The sequence below is a fragment of the Paracoccus aestuariivivens genome (assembly GCF_009711225.1).
Lineage (GTDB): Bacteria > Pseudomonadota > Alphaproteobacteria > Rhodobacterales > Rhodobacteraceae > Paracoccus > Paracoccus aestuariivivens.
The window spans coordinates 238,240-261,516 of record NZ_WMIE01000001.1 but is presented as its reverse complement, the minus strand read 5'-3'; the positions used below and the strand labels follow the sequence as shown (position 1 = coordinate 261,516).

The 23,277-nt window shown below is 63.2% G+C and carries 21 protein-coding genes and 1 tRNA gene; 9 read left to right on the top strand and 13 right to left on the bottom strand.

All coding sequences use genetic code 11. The annotated features are described in order from the left end of the window. Positions 1 to 71 precede the first annotated feature (71 nt). From metH to GL286_RS01355, 7 genes are all read left to right on the top strand, one after another. The gene (gene metH, locus GL286_RS01385; protein WP_155093756.1) at positions 72 to 3,824 is read left to right on the top strand and encodes a methionine synthase; all 3,753 of its coding nucleotides are present in this window, start codon (positions 72 to 74) and stop codon (positions 3,822 to 3,824) included. Positions 3,825 to 3,901: 77 nt separating this feature from the next. Further along, positions 3,902 to 3,988, top strand: a tRNA-Leu gene (locus GL286_RS01380). 422 nt (positions 3,989 to 4,410) lie between these two features. Then, complete coding sequence (locus tag GL286_RS01375; RefSeq protein ID WP_155093755.1) at positions 4,411 to 5,514, top strand: ABC transporter ATP-binding protein; 1,104 nt, start codon at positions 4,411 to 4,413, stop codon at positions 5,512 to 5,514. Positions 5,515 to 5,554: 40 nt separating this feature from the next. Continuing rightward, complete coding sequence (locus tag GL286_RS01370; protein ID WP_155093754.1) at positions 5,555 to 6,634, top strand: ABC transporter substrate-binding protein; 1,080 nt, start codon at positions 5,555 to 5,557, stop codon at positions 6,632 to 6,634. Between the two features lie 104 nt (positions 6,635 to 6,738). Continuing rightward, a complete protein-coding gene (locus tag GL286_RS01365) occupies positions 6,739 to 7,821 on the top strand; it encodes an ABC transporter substrate-binding protein (protein ID WP_155093753.1) in 1,083 nt (360 codons plus the stop codon). A gap of 69 nt (positions 7,822 to 7,890) precedes the next feature. Further along, positions 7,891 to 9,192 (top strand): ABC transporter permease, encoded by a 1,302-nt coding sequence (locus tag GL286_RS01360; protein ID WP_155093752.1) that lies wholly within the window; start codon positions 7,891 to 7,893, stop codon positions 9,190 to 9,192. Positions 9,193 to 9,197: 5 nt separating this feature from the next. After that, a complete protein-coding gene (locus GL286_RS01355; protein ID WP_155093751.1) occupies positions 9,198 to 10,151 on the top strand; it encodes an ABC transporter permease in 954 nt (317 codons plus the stop codon). Between the two features lie 64 nt (positions 10,152 to 10,215). On the opposite strand, the gene GL286_RS01350 is transcribed toward GL286_RS01355, so the two are convergent. The 13 genes from GL286_RS01350 to GL286_RS01290 all read right to left on the bottom strand — a co-directional run bounded on the left by GL286_RS01350 (position 10,216) and on the right by GL286_RS01290 (position 21,282). Next, positions 10,216 to 11,160, bottom strand: coding sequence for an AEC family transporter (locus GL286_RS01350; RefSeq protein ID WP_155093750.1), 945 nt, complete (start codon positions 11,158 to 11,160; stop codon positions 10,216 to 10,218). Continuing rightward, complete coding sequence (locus GL286_RS01345) at positions 11,157 to 11,957, bottom strand: MBL fold metallo-hydrolase (RefSeq protein WP_155093749.1); 801 nt, start codon at positions 11,955 to 11,957, stop codon at positions 11,157 to 11,159. Before GL286_RS01345 ends, GL286_RS01350 begins: the two co-directional genes overlap by 4 nt. Then, complete coding sequence (locus GL286_RS01340) at positions 11,954 to 12,754, bottom strand: TatD family hydrolase (RefSeq protein WP_155093748.1); 801 nt, start codon at positions 12,752 to 12,754, stop codon at positions 11,954 to 11,956. The genes GL286_RS01345 and GL286_RS01340 overlap by 4 nt, the downstream gene beginning before the upstream one ends. Before the next feature lie 25 nt (positions 12,755 to 12,779). Further along, complete coding sequence (locus tag GL286_RS01335; protein ID WP_170295005.1) at positions 12,780 to 13,865, bottom strand: DNA polymerase III subunit delta'; 1,086 nt, start codon at positions 13,863 to 13,865, stop codon at positions 12,780 to 12,782. Next, complete coding sequence (tmk, locus tag GL286_RS01330; protein ID WP_155093747.1) at positions 13,862 to 14,461, bottom strand: dTMP kinase; 600 nt, start codon at positions 14,459 to 14,461, stop codon at positions 13,862 to 13,864. The genes GL286_RS01335 and tmk overlap by 4 nt, the downstream gene beginning before the upstream one ends. A 12-nt stretch (positions 14,462 to 14,473) precedes the next feature. After that, positions 14,474 to 15,622 carry a D-alanyl-D-alanine carboxypeptidase family protein gene (locus GL286_RS01325; RefSeq protein ID WP_155093746.1) on the bottom strand — a complete coding sequence of 383 codons (1,149 nt, stop codon included), beginning with the start codon at positions 15,620 to 15,622 and terminating at the stop codon, positions 14,474 to 14,476. Between the two features lie 129 nt (positions 15,623 to 15,751). Beyond that, positions 15,752 to 16,450, bottom strand: a complete 699-nt coding sequence (gene lexA / locus GL286_RS01320; RefSeq protein ID WP_155094492.1) for a transcriptional repressor LexA — start codon at positions 16,448 to 16,450, stop codon at positions 15,752 to 15,754. Positions 16,451 to 16,562: 112 nt separating this feature from the next. Then, complete coding sequence (locus GL286_RS01315) at positions 16,563 to 17,735, bottom strand: molybdopterin molybdotransferase MoeA (protein ID WP_155093745.1); 1,173 nt, start codon at positions 17,733 to 17,735, stop codon at positions 16,563 to 16,565. A gap of 11 nt (positions 17,736 to 17,746) precedes the next feature. Further along, positions 17,747 to 18,217 carry a cyclic pyranopterin monophosphate synthase MoaC gene (moaC, locus tag GL286_RS01310; RefSeq protein WP_155093744.1) on the bottom strand — a complete coding sequence of 157 codons (471 nt, stop codon included), beginning with the start codon at positions 18,215 to 18,217 and terminating at the stop codon, positions 17,747 to 17,749. Further along, positions 18,214 to 19,005, bottom strand: a complete 792-nt coding sequence (trpC, locus tag GL286_RS01305; protein WP_155093743.1) for an indole-3-glycerol phosphate synthase TrpC — start codon at positions 19,003 to 19,005, stop codon at positions 18,214 to 18,216. Before trpC ends, moaC begins: the two co-directional genes overlap by 4 nt. 8 nt (positions 19,006 to 19,013) lie before the next feature. Next, entirely contained in the window at positions 19,014 to 19,670 is a 657-nt protein-coding gene (locus GL286_RS01300) for a uracil-DNA glycosylase (RefSeq protein WP_155093742.1), read from the bottom strand. After that, a complete protein-coding gene (trpD, locus tag GL286_RS01295) occupies positions 19,667 to 20,695 on the bottom strand; it encodes an anthranilate phosphoribosyltransferase (RefSeq protein WP_155093741.1) in 1,029 nt (342 codons plus the stop codon). The genes GL286_RS01300 and trpD overlap by 4 nt, the downstream gene beginning before the upstream one ends. Continuing rightward, the gene (locus tag GL286_RS01290; protein ID WP_155093740.1) at positions 20,692 to 21,282 is read right to left on the bottom strand and encodes an anthranilate synthase component II; all 591 of its coding nucleotides are present in this window, start codon (positions 21,280 to 21,282) and stop codon (positions 20,692 to 20,694) included. Before GL286_RS01290 ends, trpD begins: the two co-directional genes overlap by 4 nt. Before the next feature lie 119 nt (positions 21,283 to 21,401). On the opposite strand from GL286_RS01290, the gene GL286_RS01285 reads away from it, so the two are divergent. After that, positions 21,402 to 22,046: a hypothetical protein gene (locus tag GL286_RS01285; RefSeq protein WP_155093739.1), complete on the top strand. Its 645-nt coding sequence runs from the start codon at positions 21,402 to 21,404 to the stop codon at positions 22,044 to 22,046. Positions 22,047 to 22,054: 8 nt separating this feature from the next. Continuing rightward, positions 22,055 to 23,230 carry an aminotransferase gene (locus GL286_RS01280; RefSeq protein WP_155093738.1) on the top strand — a complete coding sequence of 392 codons (1,176 nt, stop codon included), beginning with the start codon at positions 22,055 to 22,057 and terminating at the stop codon, positions 23,228 to 23,230. The last annotated feature ends 47 nt before the right edge of the window (positions 23,231 to 23,277 follow it).

Below are 23,277 nucleotides of genomic sequence, written 5' to 3'. Positions count from 1 at the left end.
CTGCGGATGTTGAATTTCACTAATTCGACTTCAGTAACTATATAGACAGCTTCAATAGCCTGGATTCCGCCATGACCCTGCCTCTTTCTCCCGTCTTTGAAGCCATCCGCGCCGCCGCGCGGGAACGCATCCTGATCCTTGACGGCGCGATGGGTACGCAGATCCAACAGCTTGGCTTCGGCGAGGGTGATTTCCTTGGCCATGGCGGGGCCTGCGCTTGTGGCTGTCATCCGCCTGCGCTTGGCGAGCATCCCCAGCAGGGCAACAACGACCTGCTGATCCTGACGCAGCCCGAGGCGATCGAGGCGATCCATTACCGCTATGCCAAGGCGGGCGCGGATATCGTCGAGACGAACACGTTTTCGTCCACGACCATCGCGCAGGCCGATTACGGCATGGAGCATGCGGTCTACGATCTGAACTTCCACGGCGCGCGCCTTGTGCGTCAGGCGCTGGACCGTGCGACGGCCGAGGACGGCCGCCCGCGCTGGGTCGCGGGGGCGCTGGGGCCGACCAACCGCACGGCCTCGATCAGCCCGGATGTGAACAATCCGGGCTACCGCGCGGTGAGTTTCGATCAGCTGCGCGTGGCCTATGCCGAGCAGATCCATGGCTTGATCGACGGCGGCGCGGATATCATCCTGATCGAGACGATCTTTGACACGCTGAACGCCAAAGCTGCGGTCTTTGCCTGCGAAGAGGTCTTCGAGGAAAAGAACCTGCGCCTGCCGGTGATGATTTCCGGCACGATCACCGACCTGTCGGGGCGCACGCTGTCGGGCCAGACCCCCACCGCCTTCTGGTATTCGCTGCGCCATGCCCAGCCGCTGACCATCGGGTTGAACTGCGCCTTGGGTGCCGAGGCGATGCGCCCGCACCTTGCCGAACTTTCCGGCGTCGCGGATACGCTGATCTGTGCCTATCCGAATGCCGGCCTGCCGAATGAAATGGGCCAATATGACGAATCCCCCGAGGATATGGCCGCCCAAGTCGCCGATTTCGCGCGCGAAGGTCTGGTCAATATCGTCGGCGGCTGCTGCGGCTCGACCCCCGAGCATATCGCGGCGATTGCCCGCGCCGTGGCCGACATCCCGCCGCGCGCGCTGCCCGAAATCGAGCCGCGCCTGCGCCTGTCGGGCCTTGAGCCCTTCGTCAAGACCGACGAAATTCCCTTTGTGAACGTCGGTGAACGCACGAACGTCACCGGCTCGGCCCGTTTCCGCAAGCTGATCACCAATGGCGATTTCGCCCCCGCCTTGGATGTCGCCCGCGATCAGGTCGAAAACGGCGCGCAGATCATCGACATCAACATGGATGAAGGTCTGATCGATTCGAAGCAGGCAATGGTCGATTACCTGAACCTGATCGCCGCCGAACCCGATATCGCCCGCGTGCCGGTGATGATCGACAGTTCCAAATGGGAGGTGATCGAGGCCGGGCTGAAATGCGTGCAAGGCAAGGCCGTCGTCAACTCGATCTCGCTGAAGGAAGGCGAAGAGCAGTTCCTGAAGCAAGCCGACCTCTGCCGCCGCTACGGTGCCGCCGTCGTGGTCATGGCCTTTGACGAGACCGGGCAGGCCGATACCGAAAACCGCAAGGTCGAGATCTGCTCGCGTGCCTATGACCTGCTGGTGAACCGCGTCGGCTTCCCGCCCGAGGATATCATCTTCGACCCGAATATCTTCGCCGTCGCCACGGGCATCGAGGAACACGACAATTACGGCGTCGATTTCATCAATGCGACCCGCCGGATCATGCAGACCCTGCCTCATGTCCATATCTCGGGCGGGGTCTCGAACCTGTCGTTCAGCTTCCGCGGCAATGAGCCGGTGCGCGAGGCGATGCATGCCGTGTTCCTGTATCACGCCATTCAGGCGGGCATGGATATGGGCATCGTCAATGCCGGGCAGCTGGCGGTCTATGACCAGATCGACGCCGATCTGCGCGAGGCCTGCGAGGATGTGGTCCTGAACCGCAAGCCCTCGAAGGGCGGCACGGCCACCGAAAACATGCTGGATATCGCCGAGCGTTTCCGTGGCGAGGGTGGCGCGAAAGCCCGCGAAAAGGACCTGACCTGGCGCGAATGGCCGGTGGCGAAACGTCTGGCCCATGCCTTGGTCAATGGCATCACCGAATATATCGACGAGGATACCGAGGAAGCCCGCCTCTCGGTCGAGCGTCCGCTGCATGTCATCGAAGGTCCTCTGATGGACGGGATGAACGTGGTCGGCGACCTGTTCGGCTCGGGCAAGATGTTCCTGCCGCAGGTGGTGAAATCCGCCCGCGTGATGAAACAGGCCGTGGCCCATCTGCTGCCCTATATGGAGGCCGAAAAGGCCGGTAGCGGGGCTTCGACCAGCGCGGGCAAGGTGCTGATGGCGACGGTCAAGGGCGATGTCCATGACATCGGCAAGAACATCGTCGGCGTCGTTCTGGCCTGCAATAATTATGAGATCATCGACCTTGGCGTCATGGTTCCGGCAGCGAAGATCCTCGAGATCGCCAAGGCTGAAAAGGTCGATATTATTGGTCTTTCGGGCCTCATCACCCCGTCGCTGGATGAGATGGTGCATGTCGCCAGCGAGATGGAGCGTGAGGGTTTCAACATCCCGCTGCTGATCGGCGGCGCGACCACCTCGCGCGTGCATACCGCCGTAAAAATCCATCCCCGCTATGCCAAGGGGCAGACGGTTTACGTGACCGATGCCAGCCGCGCGGTGGGCGTGGTGGGTAGCCTGCTTTCCGGCCAAAAGACCGCCTATGTCGATACGATCCGCACCGAATACGCGGATGTGGCGAACAAGCATGCCCGCGCCGAGGCCGAGAAGAAGCGCCTGCCGCTGGCCTCGGCCCGCGACAATGCCGTCAAGATCGACTGGACCGGTTATCAGGCCAAGACCCCGGAATTCCTCGGCTCGCGCGTGATCGACGACTTCGATCTGGCCGAGATTGCGCGCTATATCGACTGGACCCCCTTCTTCCAGACTTGGGAGCTGAAGGGCGTCTATCCCCGCATCCTTCAGGACGAAAAACAGGGCGAGGTCGCACGGCAGTTGTTCGCCGACGCGCAGGCCATGCTCAAGCGCATCATCGACGAGAAATGGTTCCAGCCCCGCGCCGTCATCGGCTTCTGGCCCGCGAACCGCTCGGGCGACGATATCCGCCTGTTCACCGGGGATGACCGCAACGAGGCGCTGGCCACCCTGCACACGCTGCGCCAGCAGGTCCACAAGCGTGATGGGCGTCCGAATGTGGCGATGGCCGATTTCGTCGCCCCCGAAGGCGCCCGCGACTATGTCGGCGGCTTCGTGGTGACGGCGGGGGGCGAGGAACAGGCGATTGCCGACCGCTTCAAGGCCGCGCATGACGATTTCTCGGCCATTTTAGTGCAGGCTTTGGCCGACCGCTTCGCCGAGGCTTTGGCCGAGATGATGCATGAACGCGTGCGCAAGCAATACTGGGGCTATTCAGACGAAAACTTTGCCCCCGAAGAGCTGATCGGCGAGCCCTATCCCGGCATCCGCCCCGCGCCCGGCTATCCGGCCCAGCCCGACCATACGGAAAAGACCACGCTGTTCCGCCTGCTGGATGCCACGGCAGCCACCGGGGTCGAGCTGACCGAATCGATGGCGATGTGGCCGGGGGCCTCGGTCTCGGGCCTCTATCTGGGTCACCCCGACGCCTATTATTTCGGGGTCGCCAAGGTCGAACACGATCAGGTTCTGGACTATGCCGAGCGCAAGGGAATGTCCCTGACCGAGGCCGAGCGCTGGCTCGCCCCAATCCTGAACTACATTCCGCAAGCTGCCGTCGCAGCGGAATGAAAAGAACTTTGCGGAGGATGCAAAAGACCCCTTTTCATCCCCCGTGCAACCGTCTAAGTAGCCCGTGCTACGAAGATGCGGTCGTGGCGGAATTGGTAGACGCGCAGCGTTGAGGTCGCTGTTCCTTAACCGGAGTGGAAGTTCGAGTCTTCTCGACCGCACCAAAGCAACGAAAGCCGCGCAGCCCTTGGGTTGCGCGGCTTTCCTTATTTCCTGTGATCGAATGCCTGCGCATTGAGCAGAATTTGCGACAATCGAATGGGAAGAATGCGCCATGCGGTGGGCCGTAATCGGCGTGGACGCCCCGGCTTGTGATGCAGGGTGCAGCAGCCGCTGGTCCTCTGCTATTTGTTGCAGCGCTGCAACCGCTCAACGCGCGGAAAAACTTCCAGTTTTGTGAAAGTTTTGTGCCGACGGGCCTTCGCGATTGATGCGAAGCGCGTCGCCTGACCGTGTGCCTTGCCCACTTTCGGGGCAGAGCGGGACTGCTGCCCAAGATCTCTACATGCCAGTTGCCATACCACATGGCCGCCGCATAGGCTTGGTCTGCGGAAAACAAAAACCACAGAAACAGGGAGTCCCGCATTTGGCAATCACAGCCGACAACGACGCTTTCGTCGTCTTCGATCACGTGCAGAAAAGCTATGATGGCCAGACGCTTGTCGTGAAGGACCTGAACCTGACTATCGGCAAGGGCGAGTTCCTGACGATGCTGGGGCCATCGGGTTCGGGCAAAACCACCTGCCTGATGATGCTGGCCGGATTCGAGACCGCGACCCATGGCGAGATTCGCCTGAACGGCAAGAACATCAACGACGTTCCGCCCCATAAGCGCGGCATCGGGATGGTCTTTCAAAGCTATGCGTTGTTTCCCCACATGACCGTGGGCGAGAACCTGTCCTTCCCGTTGGAAGTGCGTGGCATGAACTCGTCCGAGCGTAATACACGTATCGCACGCGCCCTCGACATGGTGCAGATGTCGAAATTCGCGAACCGCCGTCCGGCGCAGCTTTCCGGCGGCCAGCAGCAGCGAATCGCCTTGGCCCGCGCCTTGGTCTTTGACCCCGAACTGGTGCTGATGGACGAACCGCTGGGCGCGCTCGACAAGCAGCTGCGCGAGCATATGCAATATGAAATCAAGGCGCTTCACGACCGGCTGGGGATCACCGTCGTCTATGTGACCCATGATCAGGGCGAGGCGCTGACCATGTCGGACCGGATCGCCGTCTTCAACGATGGTCGCATCCAGCAGCTTGCCCCGCCTCCGGTGTTGTACGAGCAGCCGGAAAACAGCTTCGTCGCGGGTTTCATCGGTGAAAACAACGCGCTACGCGGCAAGATCGAGCAGTTGCAGGGCACGAAGGCGCTGGTGCGGCTTGGCAACGGTGATCTGATCGACGCGACTCCGGTCAATATCCGCGAGACGGGGCAGACGACGACCGTTTCGATCCGACCCGAACGGGTCGAGTTCAAGCCCGACCTGATGCCGGCGGGAGCCCATACGCTAGAAGCCGAAGTCAAGGACGTTGTCTATATGGGCGACATCCTGCGGGCGCGGCTGAAAGTAGCGGGGCAGGACGATTTCGTCATGAAGTACCGCAACACGCTGGGGCAGGTGAAACTGACCCCCGGCGAGACGATCCGCATCGGCTGGCACCCCGAGGATGCTCGCGCGCTGGATCCGGTTTGATTTTCAACAAGATATTCGATTTTCACGTGAGGGAGCTAAAATGAAACGGACGCTCATCCTGACCTCGGCGCTGGTCGCGATTGCTGCCACTGCCCATGCGCAGGACAAGGAAGTGAACCTGTTGAGCTGGGGCGGCGCATATGGCAACAGCCATGTCGAGGCCTATGCCAAGCCTTTTGAGGCTAAGGCCGGTGTCAAGGTAACCGTCTCGGATGCCGATAACCCGGCGACGCCGATCAAGGCGCAGGTCGAGGCGGGCAACGTCACGACCGACGTGGCTTCGGTCGAATATGCCGATGCGGTTCGCCTGTGCGACGAAGGCCTGCTCGAGCCGATCGACGCATCGATCCTTCTGCCCGCAGCGGATGGCACCTCGGCCGCCGACGACTTCATCGAAGGCGCAGTGACCGATTGCTTCGTCGGTACGGACGTCTACTCGATGATTCTGGCCTATGACGACAGCAAATACGCTGACGCCAAGCCGACCGGTCCGGCCGATTTCTTCGACACCGCCAAGTTCCCAGGCAAGCGCACCATGCGCAAGGGTGCGAAGTTCAACCTCGAATTCGCGCTGATGGCGGACGGTGTTCCTGCCGCCGAGGTCTATGACGTTCTGGCTACGCCCGAGGGCGTCGACCGCGCCTTCAAGAAACTCGACAGCATCAAGAATGATGTGATCTGGTGGGAGGCCGGCGCGCAGCCGCCGCAATTGCTGGCGGATGGCGAAGTCAGCATGGCCTATGCCTTCAACGGCCGGATCTTCAATGCCGCGCAAGGCGAGGGGAAACCCTTCAAGATCGTCTGGGACGGCCAGATCTACGAGATGGAAGGCTGGGTGATCCCGAAAGGCGCGCCGCATCTGGAAGCCGCCAAGGAATTCATCGCCTTCTCGACCTCGCCCGAACCGCAGGCCCGCGCCGCCGAGTTCATCAGCTATGGCCCGCCGCGCAAATCGGCAGCCGCGCTGGTCGGCAATATCGAAGGTACGGACGTCCCGATGGGGCCGAACCTTCCGACCTTCGCCGACAACATGAAAGAGGCGCTCGGGTCCAATCTGGACTTCTGGGTCGATCATGACGCCGAGCTGAACGAGCGTTTCAACGCCTGGCTCGCGAGCTGACTTTTTTGGACCGCGGCGGTTCTCCGCCGCGGTCATCTCTGCGCGTAAGCGCCAAAAAGACACGGCCAATGAGCCGGACAAGCAAATAGGGAGTTAAGGAAAACATGAAAAGAATTCTGGTTCTGTCCACGGCTCTTTGCGGTCTGGCCTTTGCGGCCCAGGCGCAGAACAAAGAGGTCAATGTCGTCTCGTGGGGGGGCGCCTACGAGAAATCGCAGGTCGAGGCATATAACATCCCCTTCGCCGAAAAGACCGGCATCAAGGTCAACATGATCGCCGCCGACAATCCGGCGACGCCGCTCAAGGCACAGGTCGAGGCCAAGAACATCACCGGCGACGTGTTCGATATCGAATTGTCGGACGCAATCCGTCTTTGTGACGAAGGTGCGCTGGTCGAAATCAACGCCGACGATCTTCCGCCCGCACCGGACGGGACGCCCGCCAAGGACGATTTCGTGCCGGGTGCGTTGCAGGATTGCGCGGTCGCGAACATCGTCTGGGGTACGGTCATCTCGTTCGACACGACCAAATTCGGGGACAATCCGCCCAAGACCGCAGCCGATTTCTTCGACACCGCCAAATTCCCCGGAAAGCGCGGCCTGCCGAAGAACCCCAAGCGGACCTTGTATCTGGCTTTGATCGCCGATGGCGTTGCGCCCGACAAGATCTATGAAACCCTTGCCACTCCGGAAGGCGTTGAACGCGCTTTCAAAAAGCTCGACACCATCAAGAAGGATGTCGTCTGGTGGGAGGCCGGTGCCCAGCCTGTCCAGCTTCTGGCGGATGGCGAAGTGACGATGACCACGGTCTATAACGGCCGGATCTTCGACGCGATGGTGGCCGAGAAGAAGCCCTTCGAGATCATCTGGGACGGGCAGTATATGGACTTCGACCTGTTCGCGATCCCGAAAGGTTCGCCGAACCCCGAAGCCGCAATGGAATACCTGAAATTCGCTACCTCGACCGAGCAGCTTGCGAACCAGGCGAAGTGGATCAGCTATGGTCCGGCGCGGAAATCCTCGGATGCGCTGGTCGGCAAGTATCAGGACGGCGTGACCGAAATGGGCCCGCATATGCCGACCAAGGCCGAGCACCTGACCACCGCGGTCTATGATGATCCCGAGTTCTGGGCCGACCGCGCTGCCGAGATGACCGAGCAGTTCAACGCATGGCTTGCAGCCAGCTGATCCCCTTGCCGCCGCCCGATCCGTTCGGGCGGCGGTGCCCTGAACTATAAGATCCGCTGAAGGACCAGGATGGCCAACGCCCTTGACCCCCATGCCGCGAGCGCGACCAAGGCCTCAGGCCTTGCGCCCAGTGGCCCGCTGACGACCGCCGACGGGCAGCCGTTGACCCGTGCATTGGCCCGCAGTTCGCGCCGCGCGCGTCGCCGCGCCTTGTTGCTGGTGCTGCCGCTTTTGCTGTTCATCCTGATCACCTTCGTGTTTCCGATCGGGCAGATGCTGCAACGCTCGGTCAAGAATGACGGCTTTTCCGCGAACATGCCGCAGCTTAGCGCATGGTTCGATGCCAATGACCGCAGCGTCGAGCCCGACGAGGCGGCATGGGGTGCCTTGGCCGCCGATCTGCAAGCCGCAGCCGAGGCCCGCACGATTGGCGTCGTCGGAACGCGGATCAATTACGACGTGCCGGGAACGCGTTCGCTGTTCACCTCGGCCGGACGCAAGGTCAAGGACGGGGTCGAGCCGCCTTTCCGCGCCGCGATGCTGGAACTGGACGAGAAATGGGGCGATCCCAAGCTTTGGTCCGCCATGCGCGAGGCTTCCTCGCCCTATACAGGCAACTTCTACCTTGCCGCCATCGACCGTGCGCGGGACGAGAACGGCAGCATCGTGCAGGCGCCAGAACAGCAGCGCATCTATGTGAAGCTGTTCATGCGGACCTTCTGGCTGTCCTTCGTCATCACCTGCACGACGTTCCTGTTGGGTTTCCCCATCGCGCATCTGCTGGCGACCTTGCCGACGCGCAAATCGAACCTGCTGATGATTCTGGTGCTGCTGCCGTTCTGGACCTCGCTTCTGGTGCGGACCACGGCCTGGATGGTCTTGCTGCAGCAGCAAGGTGTGGTGAACGATATCCTGGTCTGGCTGGGGGTGATCAATGACAACCAGCGGCTGCAGATGATCTTCAACCAGACCGGCACGATCGTCGCGATGACCCATATCCTGCTGCCGTTCATGATCCTGCCGCTTTATTCCGTGATGCGGACGATCAACCCGTCCTATGTGCGGGCCGCGCGCTCGCTGGGCGCGACAAGCTGGACCGCATTCCGCCGGATCTATTTCCCGCAAACGCTGCCGGGTCTGGGGGCAGGGGCGCTTTTGGTCTTCATCCTTGCGGTCGGCTACTACATCACGCCGGCTTTGGTCGGCGGATCGAGCGGGCAACTCATCTCCAACATGATTGCGATGCACATGACCCAGACGCTGAACTGGTCGATGGCTGCCGCGCTGGCCGCGCTGCTGCTGGGCGGAGTTCTGATCCTTTACTGGGTTTATGACCGCCTTGTTGGCATCGACAATCTGAAGCTGGGATAAGCGATATGGCACTTCCGACCTATGCCACTAAACTCGAGCGGGTCTGGCACTACACCTATCTGGTGCTTTGCGCGGCGATCTTCTTTTTCCTGATCGCGCCGATTGTCGTCGTGATCCCGCTATCCTTCAACGTCGAACCCTATTTCACCTTCACCGACAAGATGCTGTCCTTTGACCCGACGGGCTATTCGATGCGGTGGTATGACAGCCTGCTGACCTTCGGCATGGCAAAGCCCGACGCGCCGCGGGATCTAAGCTGGTGGGCCGATGTCTGGCAGAATGCGAAATGGGTACAGGCTGCGAAAAGCTCGCTGATCATCGGGTTCTTCTCGACGATCGTGGCGACGGTGCTGGGCACTTTGGCGGCGCTTGGCCTGTCGCGCCCCGAGATGCCCTATCGCCGGATCATCATGGCGATCCTGATCTCGCCGATGATCGTGCCGATCATCATTACGGCGACCGGGATGTTCTTCTTCTACTCGAATCCGTGCGAGCCGCTAACATGGATCGGGTTGAACCCGCAATGCGGCAGGCTGGCCGGAACCTATCTGGGCGTTATTCTGGCCCATGCGACGCTGGGCATTCCCTTCGTGATCATCACCGTGACGGCAACGCTGATCGGTTTCGATCAGTCCTTGTCCCGCGCAGCAGCAAGTCTTGGTGCCAATCCGCGCACGACCTTTTTCCGCATCATCATGCCGCTGATCCTGCCCGGCGTGATCTCGGGCGCGTTGTTTGCCTTTGTCACCTCGTTTGACGAGGTGGTGGCGGTTCTGTTCATCGCAGGGCCGGACCAGCAGACGATCCCGCGCCAGATGTGGAACGGCATCCGTGAGCAGATCTCTCCGGCAATTCTGGCGGTGGCGACCTTGCTGGTGATCTTCTCGATCGCGCTTCTGACCGTGGTCGAGATGCTGCGTCGCCGCTCCGAGCGGTTGCGGGGCATCACGCCGCATTGAGCGGCTCATGCCCCGGACCTGAAACGCCGCCCTACGGGGCGGCGTTCTCATGTCGGGCGAGCGGTCAGGGCAGGACCGAGATCCAGAACCAGATCGTCAGCATCGACAGCGCGGTCGAAACGAGGACTGTCGATGCCGCGACCCGCTTGGCCGAGTTATAGATTGCCGCGAACAGGTAGGCGTTTACGCCCGGTGCCATGCTGGCAGTAATCACGGCCGAGCGCATGGCCTCGGTAGGAAGTTTGAACATCAGCCCCAGCCCGTAGGTCGTCACGGGGTGGATCACCAGCGAGCAAATGCAGCATAGCGCAATCGCGGTGCTGTCCCCCTCGGGGCGGTAGCGGTAGAGAACCCCGCCAAGCCCGAAAAGGGCGGCGGGCAGGGCGGCGCGGGCCATCATGTCGGCGGCGGCCCAGAAGCCCTCGGGCATGACCAGACCGGCGCTAAGGAGAAGGTTCATCACCGCGCCGCTGAGGATGCCAAGGATCAACGGGGTATGCAGCACACCCGAAAGCGCCCGCATCGCGATCTGGCCGACGCGCAGGCTTTGGCCACGCGCGCGGGTGACCTCCATCATGGTGATGCCGAAAGTGTAAAGCAGCGGCGAGTGGATCGCGATGATGGCGACGTTGCCGGCCAGCGCCTCGTGGCCGTAAGCACGTTCCATGATCGGGATGCCCAGCAGCAGCGAGTTCGAGAACAGGCAGCAGAATCCGATTGCGACCGCATCCTCGGGGCTGCGTTTGAGATAGCTCCGCGCCACGCCCCAGCCGATGAAATAGGACAGGAACGCACCGGCATAGAAGGCGACCCACATGCCGAGATTCATGTCCTTGGACAGGTCCAGACGCGCGACATTGGTGAACAGCAGCACCGGAACCGCGAAGTTCTGGGCGAAGCGCATCAGACCGTCCACCGCGACCTCGGTGAACATCTTCCTCCACGCGACGAGATAGCCGAAGCCAATGACGATGAAGACCGGAAGAATGACGTCGAAGAGAATAGTCATTTGAAACTTAACACCAATCCGTCATGGGCAGGAATGACGTTATCCGGCGTCTCGGCCATGACATCGTCGTAATCGAGGTCGATATGCATATTGGTGACGATGCCCCGCGTGCAGCCGGAACGTGCCAGCCAGTCCAGCGTCAGTTCCAGATGGGCGTGGCTGGGATGCGGTTTGCGGCGCAAGCCGTCACAGATGAAGATTTCGGTTCCCGAAATCAGCGACCAGGCCGGATCGGGAATATCCTTGACGTCGGGCAGGTAGACCAAACCGCCGCCGGTTGCCGGAATGCGGAAACCAAGCGCCGTGCTGTCGCCGTGATCGACCTCGAAGGGCAGAAGTTCGATCACGCCGCCGGAGCCGTCGATCCGGATCGGCCCCTTGATCAGGTTCATCCGGCAGATCGGCGGATAGGATGAACCGGCAGGCGTGCTGAACACATAGCCAAAACGCTGGACCAGAGCCTGCGCAGTCAGCGGATCGGCGTGCAATTCCATCATCCGGTCCATGTTGAAGACCACCTGTCGCAGATCGTCGATGCCGTGGATGTGGTCGGCATGGGCATGGGTGTAGATGACAGCGTCGATCTCGCCGATATTGGCATCCAGAAGCTGGGGCACCAGATCGGGGCCGGTGTCGATCAGGACACGGGTAATGCCGCTGAGCCCCTCGCGTTCGACCAGCAACGAGCAGCGACGCCGTCGGTTCTTCGGATTCGCGGGATCGCATTCCCCCCAACGGTTACCAAGGCGCGGCACCCCCCCCGAGGAGCCGCAACCAAGGATAACCGCTCGCATCATGCGGCAGCCTTCGTGAACAGCCTGTCGAAATTGGCGGTCGTCTGGGCCCTGAACTCTGCTTCGGTCATGCCCAACGCTTCCGCGCCAAGGCGCGCGGTGTGAACCACATGGGCAGGTTCGTTACGCTTGCCGCGATAGGGCGGGGGGGCCAGATAGGGCGCGTCAGTTTCGACAAGGATCCGGTCACGCGGTGCGGCGGCAAAAATCTCGCGGATCTCGGTCGAGCGCGGGAAGGCGGCGATGCCCGACATGGACAGGTAAAAGCCCAGATCGATAGCCGTGCGCGCCAGTTCGGGACCGCTGGTGTAGCAGTGCATGACGCAGCCAAACGCACCGACGCGGTGTTCCTCGGTCAGGATGCGGGCCATGTCCTCGTCGGCGTCGCGCGAGTGGATGATCAGCGGCAGGCCGGTGCGACGCGCGGCCTCGATATGGATGCGCAGGCTTTCGGCCTGAACGATCGCGCTGTCCGCCGTATAGTGATAATCAAGGCCGGTCTCGCCGATGCCGACGAATTTCGGATGACGGGCCAGAACCACGAGTTCCTCGACTGCGAGAAGCGGTTCCTCGGCGGCGTACATCGGATGGGTTCCGGCGGCGTAGAAGACCCCTTCATGCGCCTCGGCAATGGCGCGGACCGCCGGTTCGTTGCGCAATCGGGTGCAGATCGTGACCATGCGCCGGACGCCCAGAGCATTGGCGCGGGCGATCAACTCGGCCTGCTGACCTTCGAAATCCGGGAAATCGAGATGGCAATGGCTATCGACAAGATCGGGAAGGGCGGGGGTTTCGGACATCAGGAAGGCTCCCCGTAACGTCTGTCTAATGAGCGGGCTGGTTCGCAAGCCCGATCAGCATATCCATCACCAAGGCGGAAGGGTCAAGGTTCACCGCCCGCCCCACGCGGGCACGCGCCGAAAGTTCGGCCTGCGCTGCCGCCCAAACTTGCGCTGCCCGTTGATCGGGCGAAAGCCGGATCAGGATATCGGCCTCGCCCGAGGCGGCTTCGGGCAACGGCGGCCCAAGCAGACCGGTCCGCGCGGCGCGGGTCAGGAAGCGATCGAGCAACGTGACGACTAGATCGAAGGGATCGCCGCCATTCGCCCCTGCGCGACCGGCAGCGGTTTCGGCGAGGTTGGCGGCGGCACGGCGATCCATGCGGGGGAAATCGGCAAACAGGTTGACGATCTCCTGATAAAGCTCAAGCCCGCCTTGACCTGAAAGCCGAACCGCCTCTCCGACCGAGCCTCCGGCCAACGCGGCCAGACGGTCGGGGTCATCTTCGACGCCCATATCGGCAAGAATGCCTGCCATTTCGGTCGGGTTCAGCGGGTGAAGGCGCAATTCGCGGCAACGTGAGCGGATCGTCGGCAGCAGACGACCGGGTTGATGCGCGACAAGGATGATCGTCGCATCCTTGGGCGGTTCTTCAAGCTGCTTGAGCAAAGCGTTGGCGGCGGCCGGATTCATCTCGTCGGCGGCGTCAATGATCGCGACGCGACGACCACCCTCGGCAGCGGACATCTGGAAAAAGGACTGCAGACGGCGCACTTCGTCCACGGTGATCTCTGCCCGGACACGACCGGTCTTTTCATCGACGGGGCGGCGCAGCAGCAGCAGGCGCGGCTCGGACAAGGCGCGGATGCGACGGACCGCCGGAGCCTCGGGGTCGGTCCGAATGGAGCCTTCCTCGCCCCCGGACAGCAGCCATTTCGCCATTGCCCATGCTAGAGTCGCCTTGCCGGTTCCGCGCGGGCCAGACAACAGCCAGCCATGATGCAACCGGCCGGCGCGCGCAGCGTTCAGGAAATCGGCGACAGCATGGTCCTGCCCTTGAACACGAGATGTCTCGCGCGGATGAGGTGCGCCGGGAACGCGGTCGGGTTCGGGAATGTCGTCCGCACTCACGGCAGGTGCGAGAGGACGCGTGCTGCGACCTCGTCCTCGGAGCCGCTGCCGTCGATGATGCGGATGCGCAGCGGAAACTCGGCAGCAAGGGCAAGGAAGCCTTCGCGCAAGCGCAACTGGAAACCAAGTCCGAGGCTTTCGAAGCGATCCTCGGTTCCGCCGCGAATGACGCCGCGATTGCGCGCAACCGAGGGGTCCGTGTCGATGATGAATGTCAGGTCGGGTTCGACCACGATCATCAACCGGTGCAGTTCCTCGACAAGCTGGCGGTTTTCGGCCCGGACGAGGCCCTGATACACGCGCGAGGAATCTGCAAAGCGGTCCGAGATCACGGTCTCATTACGTTCTAGCGCAGGGGTGATCAGGCGCTCGACATGATCGCGACGGGCGGCGGTGAATAGCAAAAGCTCGGTTTCGGGGGACCAGCGCTCGCCCTTGCCCTCGACCAGAAGTTTACGGATCTGCTCGGCACCCTCGCTGCCCCCTGGCTCGCGTGTCAGTGACACTGCGATGCCGCGATTACGCAGCGTCTCGGCCAACCGCTTGGCCTGAGTGGATTTCCCCGAGCCGTCGATCCCTTCGAAGCTGATGAACATCCGCCCGCGCGATCAGTTGTTGACGGCTTGGATCGCGTGCTGACTCAGGCGCGAGGCCGCGTTCTGCAGTCGACCGAACACACCGGCCCTGCCGACATCGCTGGCGGCGACCAACGGCAGACGTGAGAGTCCGGCACCCGGGATGTTGACCAGCAGCTCGCCCAGCTTGTCGCCTTGGGTGATCGGGGCCTCGATCGGTCCGTTGAACACGGCTTCGGCCGTGACGCCGGATTGCGAACCGGCGGGAAGCAGCACTTTGACACCGTCTTCCGTGGTCAGGCCAACCTTGCTTTGATCGCCCAGCCAGACCGGAGCCTGTGCAACGATCTCGCCTTTCGGAACGATGGTTCGCATGGTGAACTGGCGATAGGCCCAATTGACAATGCGTTCGGCTTCTTCGGCGCGGGCACGTTCGCTGGGCAGGCCGGTGATCACAAAGATCACGCGACGGTCGGCCTGCACGGCCGATCCGACCAGACCGTAACCGGCCTCTTGTGTGTGGCCGGTCTTCAGGCCGTCAGCGCCGATACCAAGAGCCAGCAGCGGGTTGCGGTTGTGGCGGTTCGCAGGGGCGCGATTGTCAAAGCGGAACTCCTCGACCGAGAAGTTCTTGTACAGTTCGGGGAAGTCCTTGATCAGGTGCTGGGCCAGAATGCCAAGATCGCGCATAGACATGCGATGTTCAGGATCGGGCCAGCCCGAGGCATTGGCAAAATGCGAATTGGCCATGCCAAGCGCCTTGGCGCGGTCGTTCATCTGGCGGGCAAAGGCATCTTCGGTTCCGGCCAGCCCCTCGGCCACCACGACGCAGGCATCGTTGCCGGACAGAACGATGATGCCTTTGATCAGTTCTGCGACCGTCGGCCGGTCCTGTTCGTCAAGGAACATGGTCGACCCCTGCATCTGACGCGCCTTGGTCGAGACGGGCAGGCGGGTATCAAGCTGGATGCGGCCCTCGTGCAGGGATTCGAACAGCATATAGACCGTCATCAGCTTCGACATCGACGCGGGCGGCAAGGGTTCGTCGGCGTTTTTTTCCATGAGAACAGTGCCGGTAGCGACGTCATAGACCCATGCCGCACTGGCATTGGTGTCGAAAGCTTGTGCGGGCAGTGCAAACGCCATGACAATAGCGAAGATGCGAAGCGTCAGAAGGCGCATGGAGTTTCCTTGACCGGTCGGTTTGCGGACATGGATATCCCAGCCGATAGTTGGCCGCAACGCCGCTTGATCACCGCGGATAGTGAAATCGTTGTGTCATAACGCAATCTGATGCGCCCGATTGCTGCCTTAATAGCTACGGATCAGGCCAACCAGACGCCCCTGTACGCGGACCTTGTCTTCGGGCAGAACACGGGTTTCATAGGCAGGGTTCGCGGCTTCCAGCGCGATCATTCCGCCCTTGCGGCGGAAACGCTTCAACGTTGCCTCGAAGCCCTCGACCAAAGCCACGACGATATCGCCATTCTCGGCAATCGTCGTCTCGCGAATGACCACGACGTCGCCGTCGTTGATCCCGGCCTCGATCATGGAATCGCCTTTGACCTCAAGCGCATAATGGTGGTCCTGTGCGCTCAGCATGGTGCTGGGGACGGCGATGTGATGCGAGATTTCCGAAATTGCCTCGATCGGGACGCCAGCCGCGATGCGACCCATCACGGGCAGTTCGATCGCCGAGATCGCCACATCCATTGCGCCTCGCGGGGCAGGGCTTTGGCGTTCCGGTACGCTTCCCTCGATCACGCGGGGCTGGAAACCCGAACCTTTGCTCAGCGTGTCGGGCAGGCGGACGATTTCCAATGCGCGGGCGCGATGTGGCAGGCGGCGGATGAAACCGCGTTCTTCCAGCGCGGTCACGAGGCGGTGAATGCCTGATTTCGAACGCAGATCCAGCGCCAGCTTCATTTCATCGAAGGAGGGCGGCACGCCGTCACGCGCCATACGCGCCTGAATGAATTCAAGCAGCTGGATTTGCTTCTTGGTCAGCATCGTCTTTCCCTGCTCTGCCGCGAACGTCATGATGTTCCTTGAATGTTCTAGAACGATCAAACCCTTGCGTCAATCATTAAGCCGATTCGCGTAAAGAAGCGGTTAATCGGGATCAAAGGGCGATATAGCTCATCCGTTCGCCCGCCTTGCGCGCCGGATCGCCTGCGGGGCGGACCAGCAGCGCATCGGCCTCGGCCAGAACCCACAGGCGCGCGCTGTCCTGATCCTGGAACGGCTCGATCGCCGGCAGATCCGCGCCGGGGGTCAGGCGCGCGCGCAGATAGTGCTGGCGATCCCCCTCGGGTGGCAGGTCGCGGGCCAGAACGGCTTGTGACACCCCGTCATCCGGCGGCAGCCCCTGCATGGCGCGGATCAGCGGCTGCATGAACAGTTTCGCGCAGACGATGGCGGAGACCGGATTGCCCGGCAGGCCCAGCATGGCGCTGCGGCCCATCCGGCCCGCCATCAGCGGCTTTCCGGGGCGCATGGCCAGCTTGTAGAAACTGCGCTCCATCCCGAGATCGCCCGAGACCTTGGCAATCAGATCGTGATCCCCGACCGAGGCCCCGCCGATGGTCACGATCAGGTCGGCACCCTCGGCCTCGGCAAAGCGGGCGCGCAGGGATTCCTCGGTATCGCGGGCAAGCGGCAGGATGAAGGGCTCGGCCCCCGCCTCGCGCGCGAGCGCCGCAATGGCGATGTCGTTCGAGCTGATGATCTGCCCCTGCGCCGGATGCTGGCCGGGTCGGACCAGTTCATCCCCACCCGCCAGAACCGCAACGCGGGGACGACGCGCGACGGTGATCTGCGCCACGTTCATTGCCGCGATCAGGCCCAGATCCGAGGCGCGCAAGCCACGCGCCGGCTGGAACCCCGCGCCTTCGGAAAAATCGCTTCCTTTCAGGCGGATATTCAGGTTCTGACCGGCATCGGCCATAGTGATCCGGTCACCTTCTCGCGTGACGATTTCCTGCATCACCACGCGATCATAACCCGCAGGAACTGCCGCTCCGGTGAAGATACGGATTGCCGATCCCTCGGGCGTCGGGCCTTCATAGGGCACGCCCGCCGCCGCCGTGCCGATCACGTCCAGCGGGCCGGGCAGGTCACCCGAGCGCAGCGCATAGCCGTCCATGGCCGAGGCATCGAAGGGCGGCTGGGTCAGACGCGCAACAGCAGGGGCGGCAAGTGCCCGCCCCAGTCCGTCATGGACGGGAATTTCCTCGGTCTCGGGCGGAGTTGCAAGCGCAAGCACAAGGGCGCGGGCTTCGTCGACGCTGATCATGGGGAACCCTTTCAGGGGGCGCGGAACTCGCCCGATTTGCCGCCGGTTTTCGAGAGCAGGCGGATGCCTTCGATCCGCATGTCCTTTTGGGCGGCCTTGAGCATGTCATAGACGGTCAGGCAGGCCGTGGTGACAGCGGTCAAAGCCTCCATCTCGACGCCGGTTTTTCCGGCGGTCTTGACGGTGGCGGTGATGCGGATGCCGGGCAACGCGGGTTCGGCGACCAGTTCGACCGCGACTTTGGTAATCGGCAGCGGATGGCACAGCGGGATCAGGTCCGAGGTGCGCTTGGCCCCCATGATTCCCGCCAGACGCGCGACGCCCATGACATCGCCCTTGGCCGCACCGCCTTGGGCGAGCGCGAGGGTTTCAGGCGACATGATCACGACACCCTCGGCCATCGCCTCGCGGGCGGTTTCGGGTTTCCCCGAGACATCGACCATATGGGCCTGACCTTGGGCGTCGAAATGCGTCAGGCTCATGCGGCAAGGCCCAGAATATTGCGGGTGGCACCGGTCACATCATCCTGCCGCATCAGGCTTTCGCCGATCAGGAAGCGGCGGATGCCGGCATCTCCCATTCGGTTCAGATCCTCGGGCGTGAACAAACCGCTTTCGCAGACCAGATCGCGTTCGGGCGGGACCATCGGGGCCAGACGTAGCGTCGTCTCGATGCTGATCTCGAAGGTCTTGAGATTGCGGTTGTTGACCCCGATCAACGGCGATTTCAGGCGCAAAGCGCGCTCCATCTCGGCCTCGTCATGGACCTCGATCAGGGCGTCCATGCCCCAATGGAAGGCGGCATCCTCAAGCTCGCCGGCGAGGGTATCGTCCAGCGAGGCCATGATGATCAGGATGCAATCGGCCCCCCAAGCGCGGGCTTCGGCCACCTGATAGGTGTCGTAAAGGAAATCCTTGCGAAGCGCCGGGAGGTCGCAGGCGGCGCGGGCGGCGGTCAGGAACTCTGGCGCGCCTTGGAAGCTGGGGCCGTCGGTCAGGACCGAAAGGCAAGCCGCACCACCGGCTTGATAGGCCTTCGCCAGCGCGGGCGGATCAAAATCGGGACGGATCAGCCCTTTCGAGGGGCTGGCCTTCTTGATCTCGGCGATCAGGGCGTGGCCACTCGCGGCCTTCTCGGTCAGGGCGCGGGCGAAACCGCGCGGTGCCGAGGCCTCGCGGGCGGCAGCCTCGACTTCGGCCAGCGGGCGGGCGGCCTTGGCGGCTGCGATCTCTTCAAGCTTGTAGGCTTTGATGCGGTCGAGAATATCCATGCGCGTTTTTACCTCGCGGCGGGTGTTTCGGAAAGGGCCCAGTCGATAGGCGTTTCGTCGCGGGCGATCAGCCAGTCATTGATCCGCGAGAACGGACGCGAGCCGAAAAAGCCGCGTCTGGCCGAAAGCGGCGAGGGATGCGCGCTTTCGATGACCAGATCAGCGGCGCGGGGGATTCCGGCCATCGCCTTTTGCGCATGCGCGCCCCAAAGGACGAAGGCCAGAGGCCGCCGCACCTGCGCGTATTCGACGGCCTGACGAGCCAGCCGGTCCCAGCCCCATTTCGCGTGGATTCCGGCCTGACCGGGCAATACGGACAGCGAGGTGTTCAGCAGCAGTACGCCCTGCCGCGCCCAATGGCCAAGATCGCCATTCGCGGGGCAGTGGCCGATGTCGTCGTGCATCTCGGCATAGATGTTTTTCAGCGAACGCGGCAGCGCGGTTTCCGCAGTCACCGAGAAGGCCAGACCATTGGCATGGCCCGGCGTCGGGTAGGGGTCTTGGCCCAGAATGACCACGCGTGCCTGATCGGGCGGGGTCAGGCTTAGGGCCGCGAACACCCGTTCATGGCCCGGTAGCCAGTCCAGCCCGTCCAGCCGCGCCGAGATCGCGGGCCAATCCGTCTCGAAAAACGGCAGCGAGGCCCATGCTTGCGGTAGGCTCATGCCTCGGGTGCGCCGACCTGCGCGGCAAGCGCTTCGAGTTTGACCTTGGCGTTGCCGCTGTCGATCGACTCGCGGGCCATGTCGGCCCCCTCGCGCAGATCGGCGGCCTTGCCCGCTATCAGAAGCGCCGCAGCCGCGTTCAGCAGAACCGCGTCACGGTAGGCGCCTTTGTCGCCCGCCAGAAGCCCGCGCAAAGCGGCGGCATTCTGGGACGGATCGCCGCCCATGATCGCCTCGAAGGGGTGGACCGCCAGACCCGCGTCTTCGGGCGAGATCTCGAATTCGGTGACCTCGCCATCCTTCAGTTGCGCGACCCATGTCGGTCCCGCAATCGAGACCTCGTCCGTGCCGTCCGAGCCATGCACCAGCCACGCCATGTCGGAACCCAACTCGCGCAGGGTCTCGGCCATCGGGCGGTTCCAGACCTTGTCGAACGTGCCGGTCAATTGCCGCCGCACCGAGGCGGGATTGGTCATCGGCCCCAGCAGGTTGAAAATGGTGCGCGTGCCAAGTTCGGTCCGGGCGGGGCCGACATGGCGCATCGCCGGATGATGGACCGGAGCCATCATGAAGCAGATGCCGATCTCGGCCAAAGCCTTCTCGGCCGTCTCGGGGGTGCCCATGACGTTCAGGCCCAGATGGGTCAGCGCATCGGCCGAGCCCGATTTGGACGACAGGTTGCGGTTGCCGTGCTTGGCGACCGGCACACCCGCGCCCGCAACGACGAAAGCCGTCGCGGTCGAGATGTTCAGCGTGCCCTTGCCGTCGCCACCCGTGCCGACGATGTCGATGGCGCTGTCGGGGGCCTTGATGCGGTTCATGCGGGCGCGCATGGCGCGGGTGGCGGCGGCGATTTCCTCTACCGTCTCGCCGCGCACACGCATGGCCATCAGCAGGCCGCCGATCTGGGCAGGGGTTGCCGCACCCTCGAACAGCGCGGAAAACGCGGCTTCGGCCTCGGTTCCGGTCAGAGGGCGGCTGGCCGCGATGCCGATCAGCGGACGGATATCGGACGGTCCGTTCATGCCGCGGTTTCCAGATTCGAGCAGCGCCGCAGAAAGTTGCGGATCATGTCATGGCCATATTCCGAGGCGATGCTTTCGGGATGAAACTGCACGCCCTCGATCGGCAGGGTACGGTGCATCAGCCCCATGATCGTGCCGTCGGGCGCGGTCGCGGTGACGCGCAGGCAATCGGGCAGGCTTTCGGGTTCCACCGTCAGCGAATGGTAGCGCGTCGCGGTCAGGGGCGAGGGCAGGCCGGTAAAGACTCCGGTCCCGTCATGGCTGATCTGGTCGGTTTTCCCATGCACGATGCGCGAGGCGCGCACGACCTTGCCGCCGAACGCCTCGCCAATGGCCTGATGGCCAAGGCAGACGCCGAATAGCGGGATGGCGCGCTCGGATGCGGCCTTGATCAGCGGGACGATGATGCCCGCCTGCGCCGGATCGCAGGGACCGGGCGAGATGACGATGCCCTGCGCGCCCATGCCAAGCGCCTCGTCCACCGTAAGCGCATCGTTGCGCCAGACCCGGACATCCGCACCTGCTTCGCCCATGTAGTGGACGAGGTTCCATGTGAAGCTGTCGTAGTTGTCGATGAGCAGGATCATGGCTGGGCCTTGCATTGGGGGGTGAACCCCGGAAAATCTGCGGCTATAGATGGTGCAAAGCTTGCAGGAGGGTCAACCCCGCGGGCAATAAAAACAGGGGCTGGCAGGGCGGATCGCGTATGGCAAAAGGATTTGCGGCGGGGCTGTTTCACGGGGCGCTGATCTGCGGCGCCGGACTGGCCGCGCTGTCCCTGGCCGTTCCGGTCACCAAGCCATTGCCCGATCCGGCACCATCCGTCAGCCCTGTTGCGGTGATCCCCGAACCTGCACCCGCGCCACAACCGACTAGCACGACAACGGATTCCGGCACAGGCCCCGCCGCCGAAACCCTGACGGTTCCCGAGGATTCCGAATTCGCCAGAGGCACGGATCTTGCACCGACGGCCCCCGCGCCAATGGCTGCCGTCGCGCCACGGGCGACTGCGCCGATGGTCGCGGCTCCGGCAGATGAAACCGTGCCCGCCACCGCCGATCCCGCCATCCAGCCCGAGGCGCGGGCTGAAGCACCCGCGCCTGCCGTCATCCAGACCCCCGAAGGCGCAGCCATCGATCTGCCCATGATCGCCCCCGAGTCGCCCGCTCCGGTCGAGGCCGCGACGCGGATCGCCCCGCCGGGGCCGGATCACCAGCCCGACAAGTCGCCCGACCTTGGCTTCTCGCCCGATCCGGCCAGCGCACCCGCTGCAAAAGATGCGTCCGGCGCGGGCTTCAACCTATCCACCCCGCCCGATATCGGCGCCTTGCGCCTGACCGAGCCGAACTGAGAACCCGCATGAATCCCCTGAACCCTGCCATCGCCGCCACTTTCCGCCCGCCCGTTATGGAGGCGCGCCGTTGGCTGGAAGGCGTCACGTTCACGCCCGACCGGCCCTTGATCAACGTCAGTCAGGCCGCTCCGGTCGATCCGCCGCCCGAACCGATGCGCCGCGCCATGGCCGATGCCGCGCTGAACCTGCCCGACGCGCATTTCTACGGTCCGGTGCTGGGCCGCCCCGAACTGCGCGAGGCGGTGGCGCGTGACTGGAGCCGCGCCTATGACGGCATGATCCGCCCTGACGAGGTCGCGATCACCCAAGGCTGCAATCAGGCGTTCTGCGCGGCGATGCAGACCTTGGCGGGCGCGGGGGACGAGATCATCCTGCCGCTGCCGTGGTACTTCAATCACAAGATGTGGCTCGACATGCAGGGCATCCGCTCGGTAGGTCTGCGCTGCGGTCAGGGCATGATCCCCGACGCCGCCGAGGCGGCTAAGCTGATCACCGACCGGACGCGGGCGATCGTGCTGGTCAGCCCCAATAACCCCTCGGGTGCGGAATATCCGGCCGAGACGCTCAGGGCTTTTCTGGAACTGGCGCGGGCGCGTGGCATCGCCCTGATCGTCGATGAAACCTATCGCGACTTCGACTCGCGCGATGGTGCGCCGCATGACCTGTTCCAGGACCCCGATTGGCGCGACACGCTGATCCACCTTTACAGCTTCTCGAAAGCTTACCGCCTGACGGGCCATCGCGTCGGAGCGGTGATCGCCAGCGAAGACCGCATGATCGAAATCGAGAAGTTTCTGGACACCGTTGCGATCTGCGCGCCCCAGATCGGCCAGATCGGCGCGCATTGGGGCATGGCGAATCTGACCGATTGGCTTGCGGGCGAGCGGGCCGAGATCCTTGCCCGCCGTCGCGCCATGTCGGAAGGCATGGCCACGCTGGATGGCTGGCGTGTCAAAGGTTGTGGCGCCTATTTCGCTTGGGTCGAGCATCCATTCGACATTTCCTCGCCCGAACTTGCCAAGCGCCTCGTGCGCGATGCGGGCGTGCTGTTGCTGCCCGGCACGATGTTCATGCCCGAAGGTGACGCCGAAGGCGCGCGCCATGTCCGCATTGCCTTTGCCAATGCCGATGTCACGGGTATCGGCAGCCTGATGCAACGGCTGGCGGGCTTTCGCGGGTAACCAACCTGCGGATTTGTGACTGCTCGTGCCGCGTCCGATCCGGTCGC

Bases quoted from the DNA above. Each gene is read 5' to 3' on its own strand.
- metH (WP_155093756.1), top strand. From the start codon at position 72: ATGACCCTGCCTCTTTCTCCCGTCTTTGAAGCCATCCGCGCCGCCGCG.
- GL286_RS01370 (WP_155093754.1), top strand. From the start codon at position 5,555: ATGAAACGGACGCTCATCCTGACCTCGGCGCTGGTCGCGATTGCTGCC.
- GL286_RS01365 (WP_155093753.1), top strand. From the start codon at position 6,739: ATGAAAAGAATTCTGGTTCTGTCCACGGCTCTTTGCGGTCTGGCCTTT.
- GL286_RS01360 (WP_155093752.1), top strand. From the start codon at position 7,891: ATGGCCAACGCCCTTGACCCCCATGCCGCGAGCGCGACCAAGGCCTCA.
- GL286_RS01355 (WP_155093751.1), top strand. From the start codon at position 9,198: ATGGCACTTCCGACCTATGCCACTAAACTCGAGCGGGTCTGGCACTAC.
- GL286_RS01350 (WP_155093750.1), bottom strand. From the start codon at position 11,160: ATGACTATTCTCTTCGACGTCATTCTTCCGGTCTTCATCGTCATTGGC.
- GL286_RS01345 (WP_155093749.1), bottom strand. From the start codon at position 11,957: ATGATGCGAGCGGTTATCCTTGGTTGCGGCTCCTCGGGGGGGGTGCCG.
- GL286_RS01340 (WP_155093748.1), bottom strand. From the start codon at position 12,754: ATGTCCGAAACCCCCGCCCTTCCCGATCTTGTCGATAGCCATTGCCAT.
- tmk (WP_155093747.1), bottom strand. From the start codon at position 14,461: ATGTTCATCAGCTTCGAAGGGATCGACGGCTCGGGGAAATCCACTCAG.
- GL286_RS01325 (WP_155093746.1), bottom strand. From the start codon at position 15,622: ATGCGCCTTCTGACGCTTCGCATCTTCGCTATTGTCATGGCGTTTGCA.
- lexA (WP_155094492.1), bottom strand. From the start codon at position 16,450: ATGCTGACCAAGAAGCAAATCCAGCTGCTTGAATTCATTCAGGCGCGT.
- GL286_RS01315 (WP_155093745.1), bottom strand. From the start codon at position 17,735: ATGATCAGCGTCGACGAAGCCCGCGCCCTTGTGCTTGCGCTTGCAACT.
- moaC (WP_155093744.1), bottom strand. From the start codon at position 18,217: ATGAGCCTGACGCATTTCGACGCCCAAGGTCAGGCCCATATGGTCGAT.
- trpC (WP_155093743.1), bottom strand. From the start codon at position 19,005: ATGGATATTCTCGACCGCATCAAAGCCTACAAGCTTGAAGAGATCGCA.
- GL286_RS01300 (WP_155093742.1), bottom strand. From the start codon at position 19,670: ATGAGCCTACCGCAAGCATGGGCCTCGCTGCCGTTTTTCGAGACGGAT.
- trpD (WP_155093741.1), bottom strand. From the start codon at position 20,695: ATGAACGGACCGTCCGATATCCGTCCGCTGATCGGCATCGCGGCCAGC.
- GL286_RS01290 (WP_155093740.1), bottom strand. From the start codon at position 21,282: ATGATCCTGCTCATCGACAACTACGACAGCTTCACATGGAACCTCGTC.
- GL286_RS01285 (WP_155093739.1), top strand. From the start codon at position 21,402: ATGGCAAAAGGATTTGCGGCGGGGCTGTTTCACGGGGCGCTGATCTGC.
- GL286_RS01280 (WP_155093738.1), top strand. From the start codon at position 22,055: ATGAATCCCCTGAACCCTGCCATCGCCGCCACTTTCCGCCCGCCCGTT.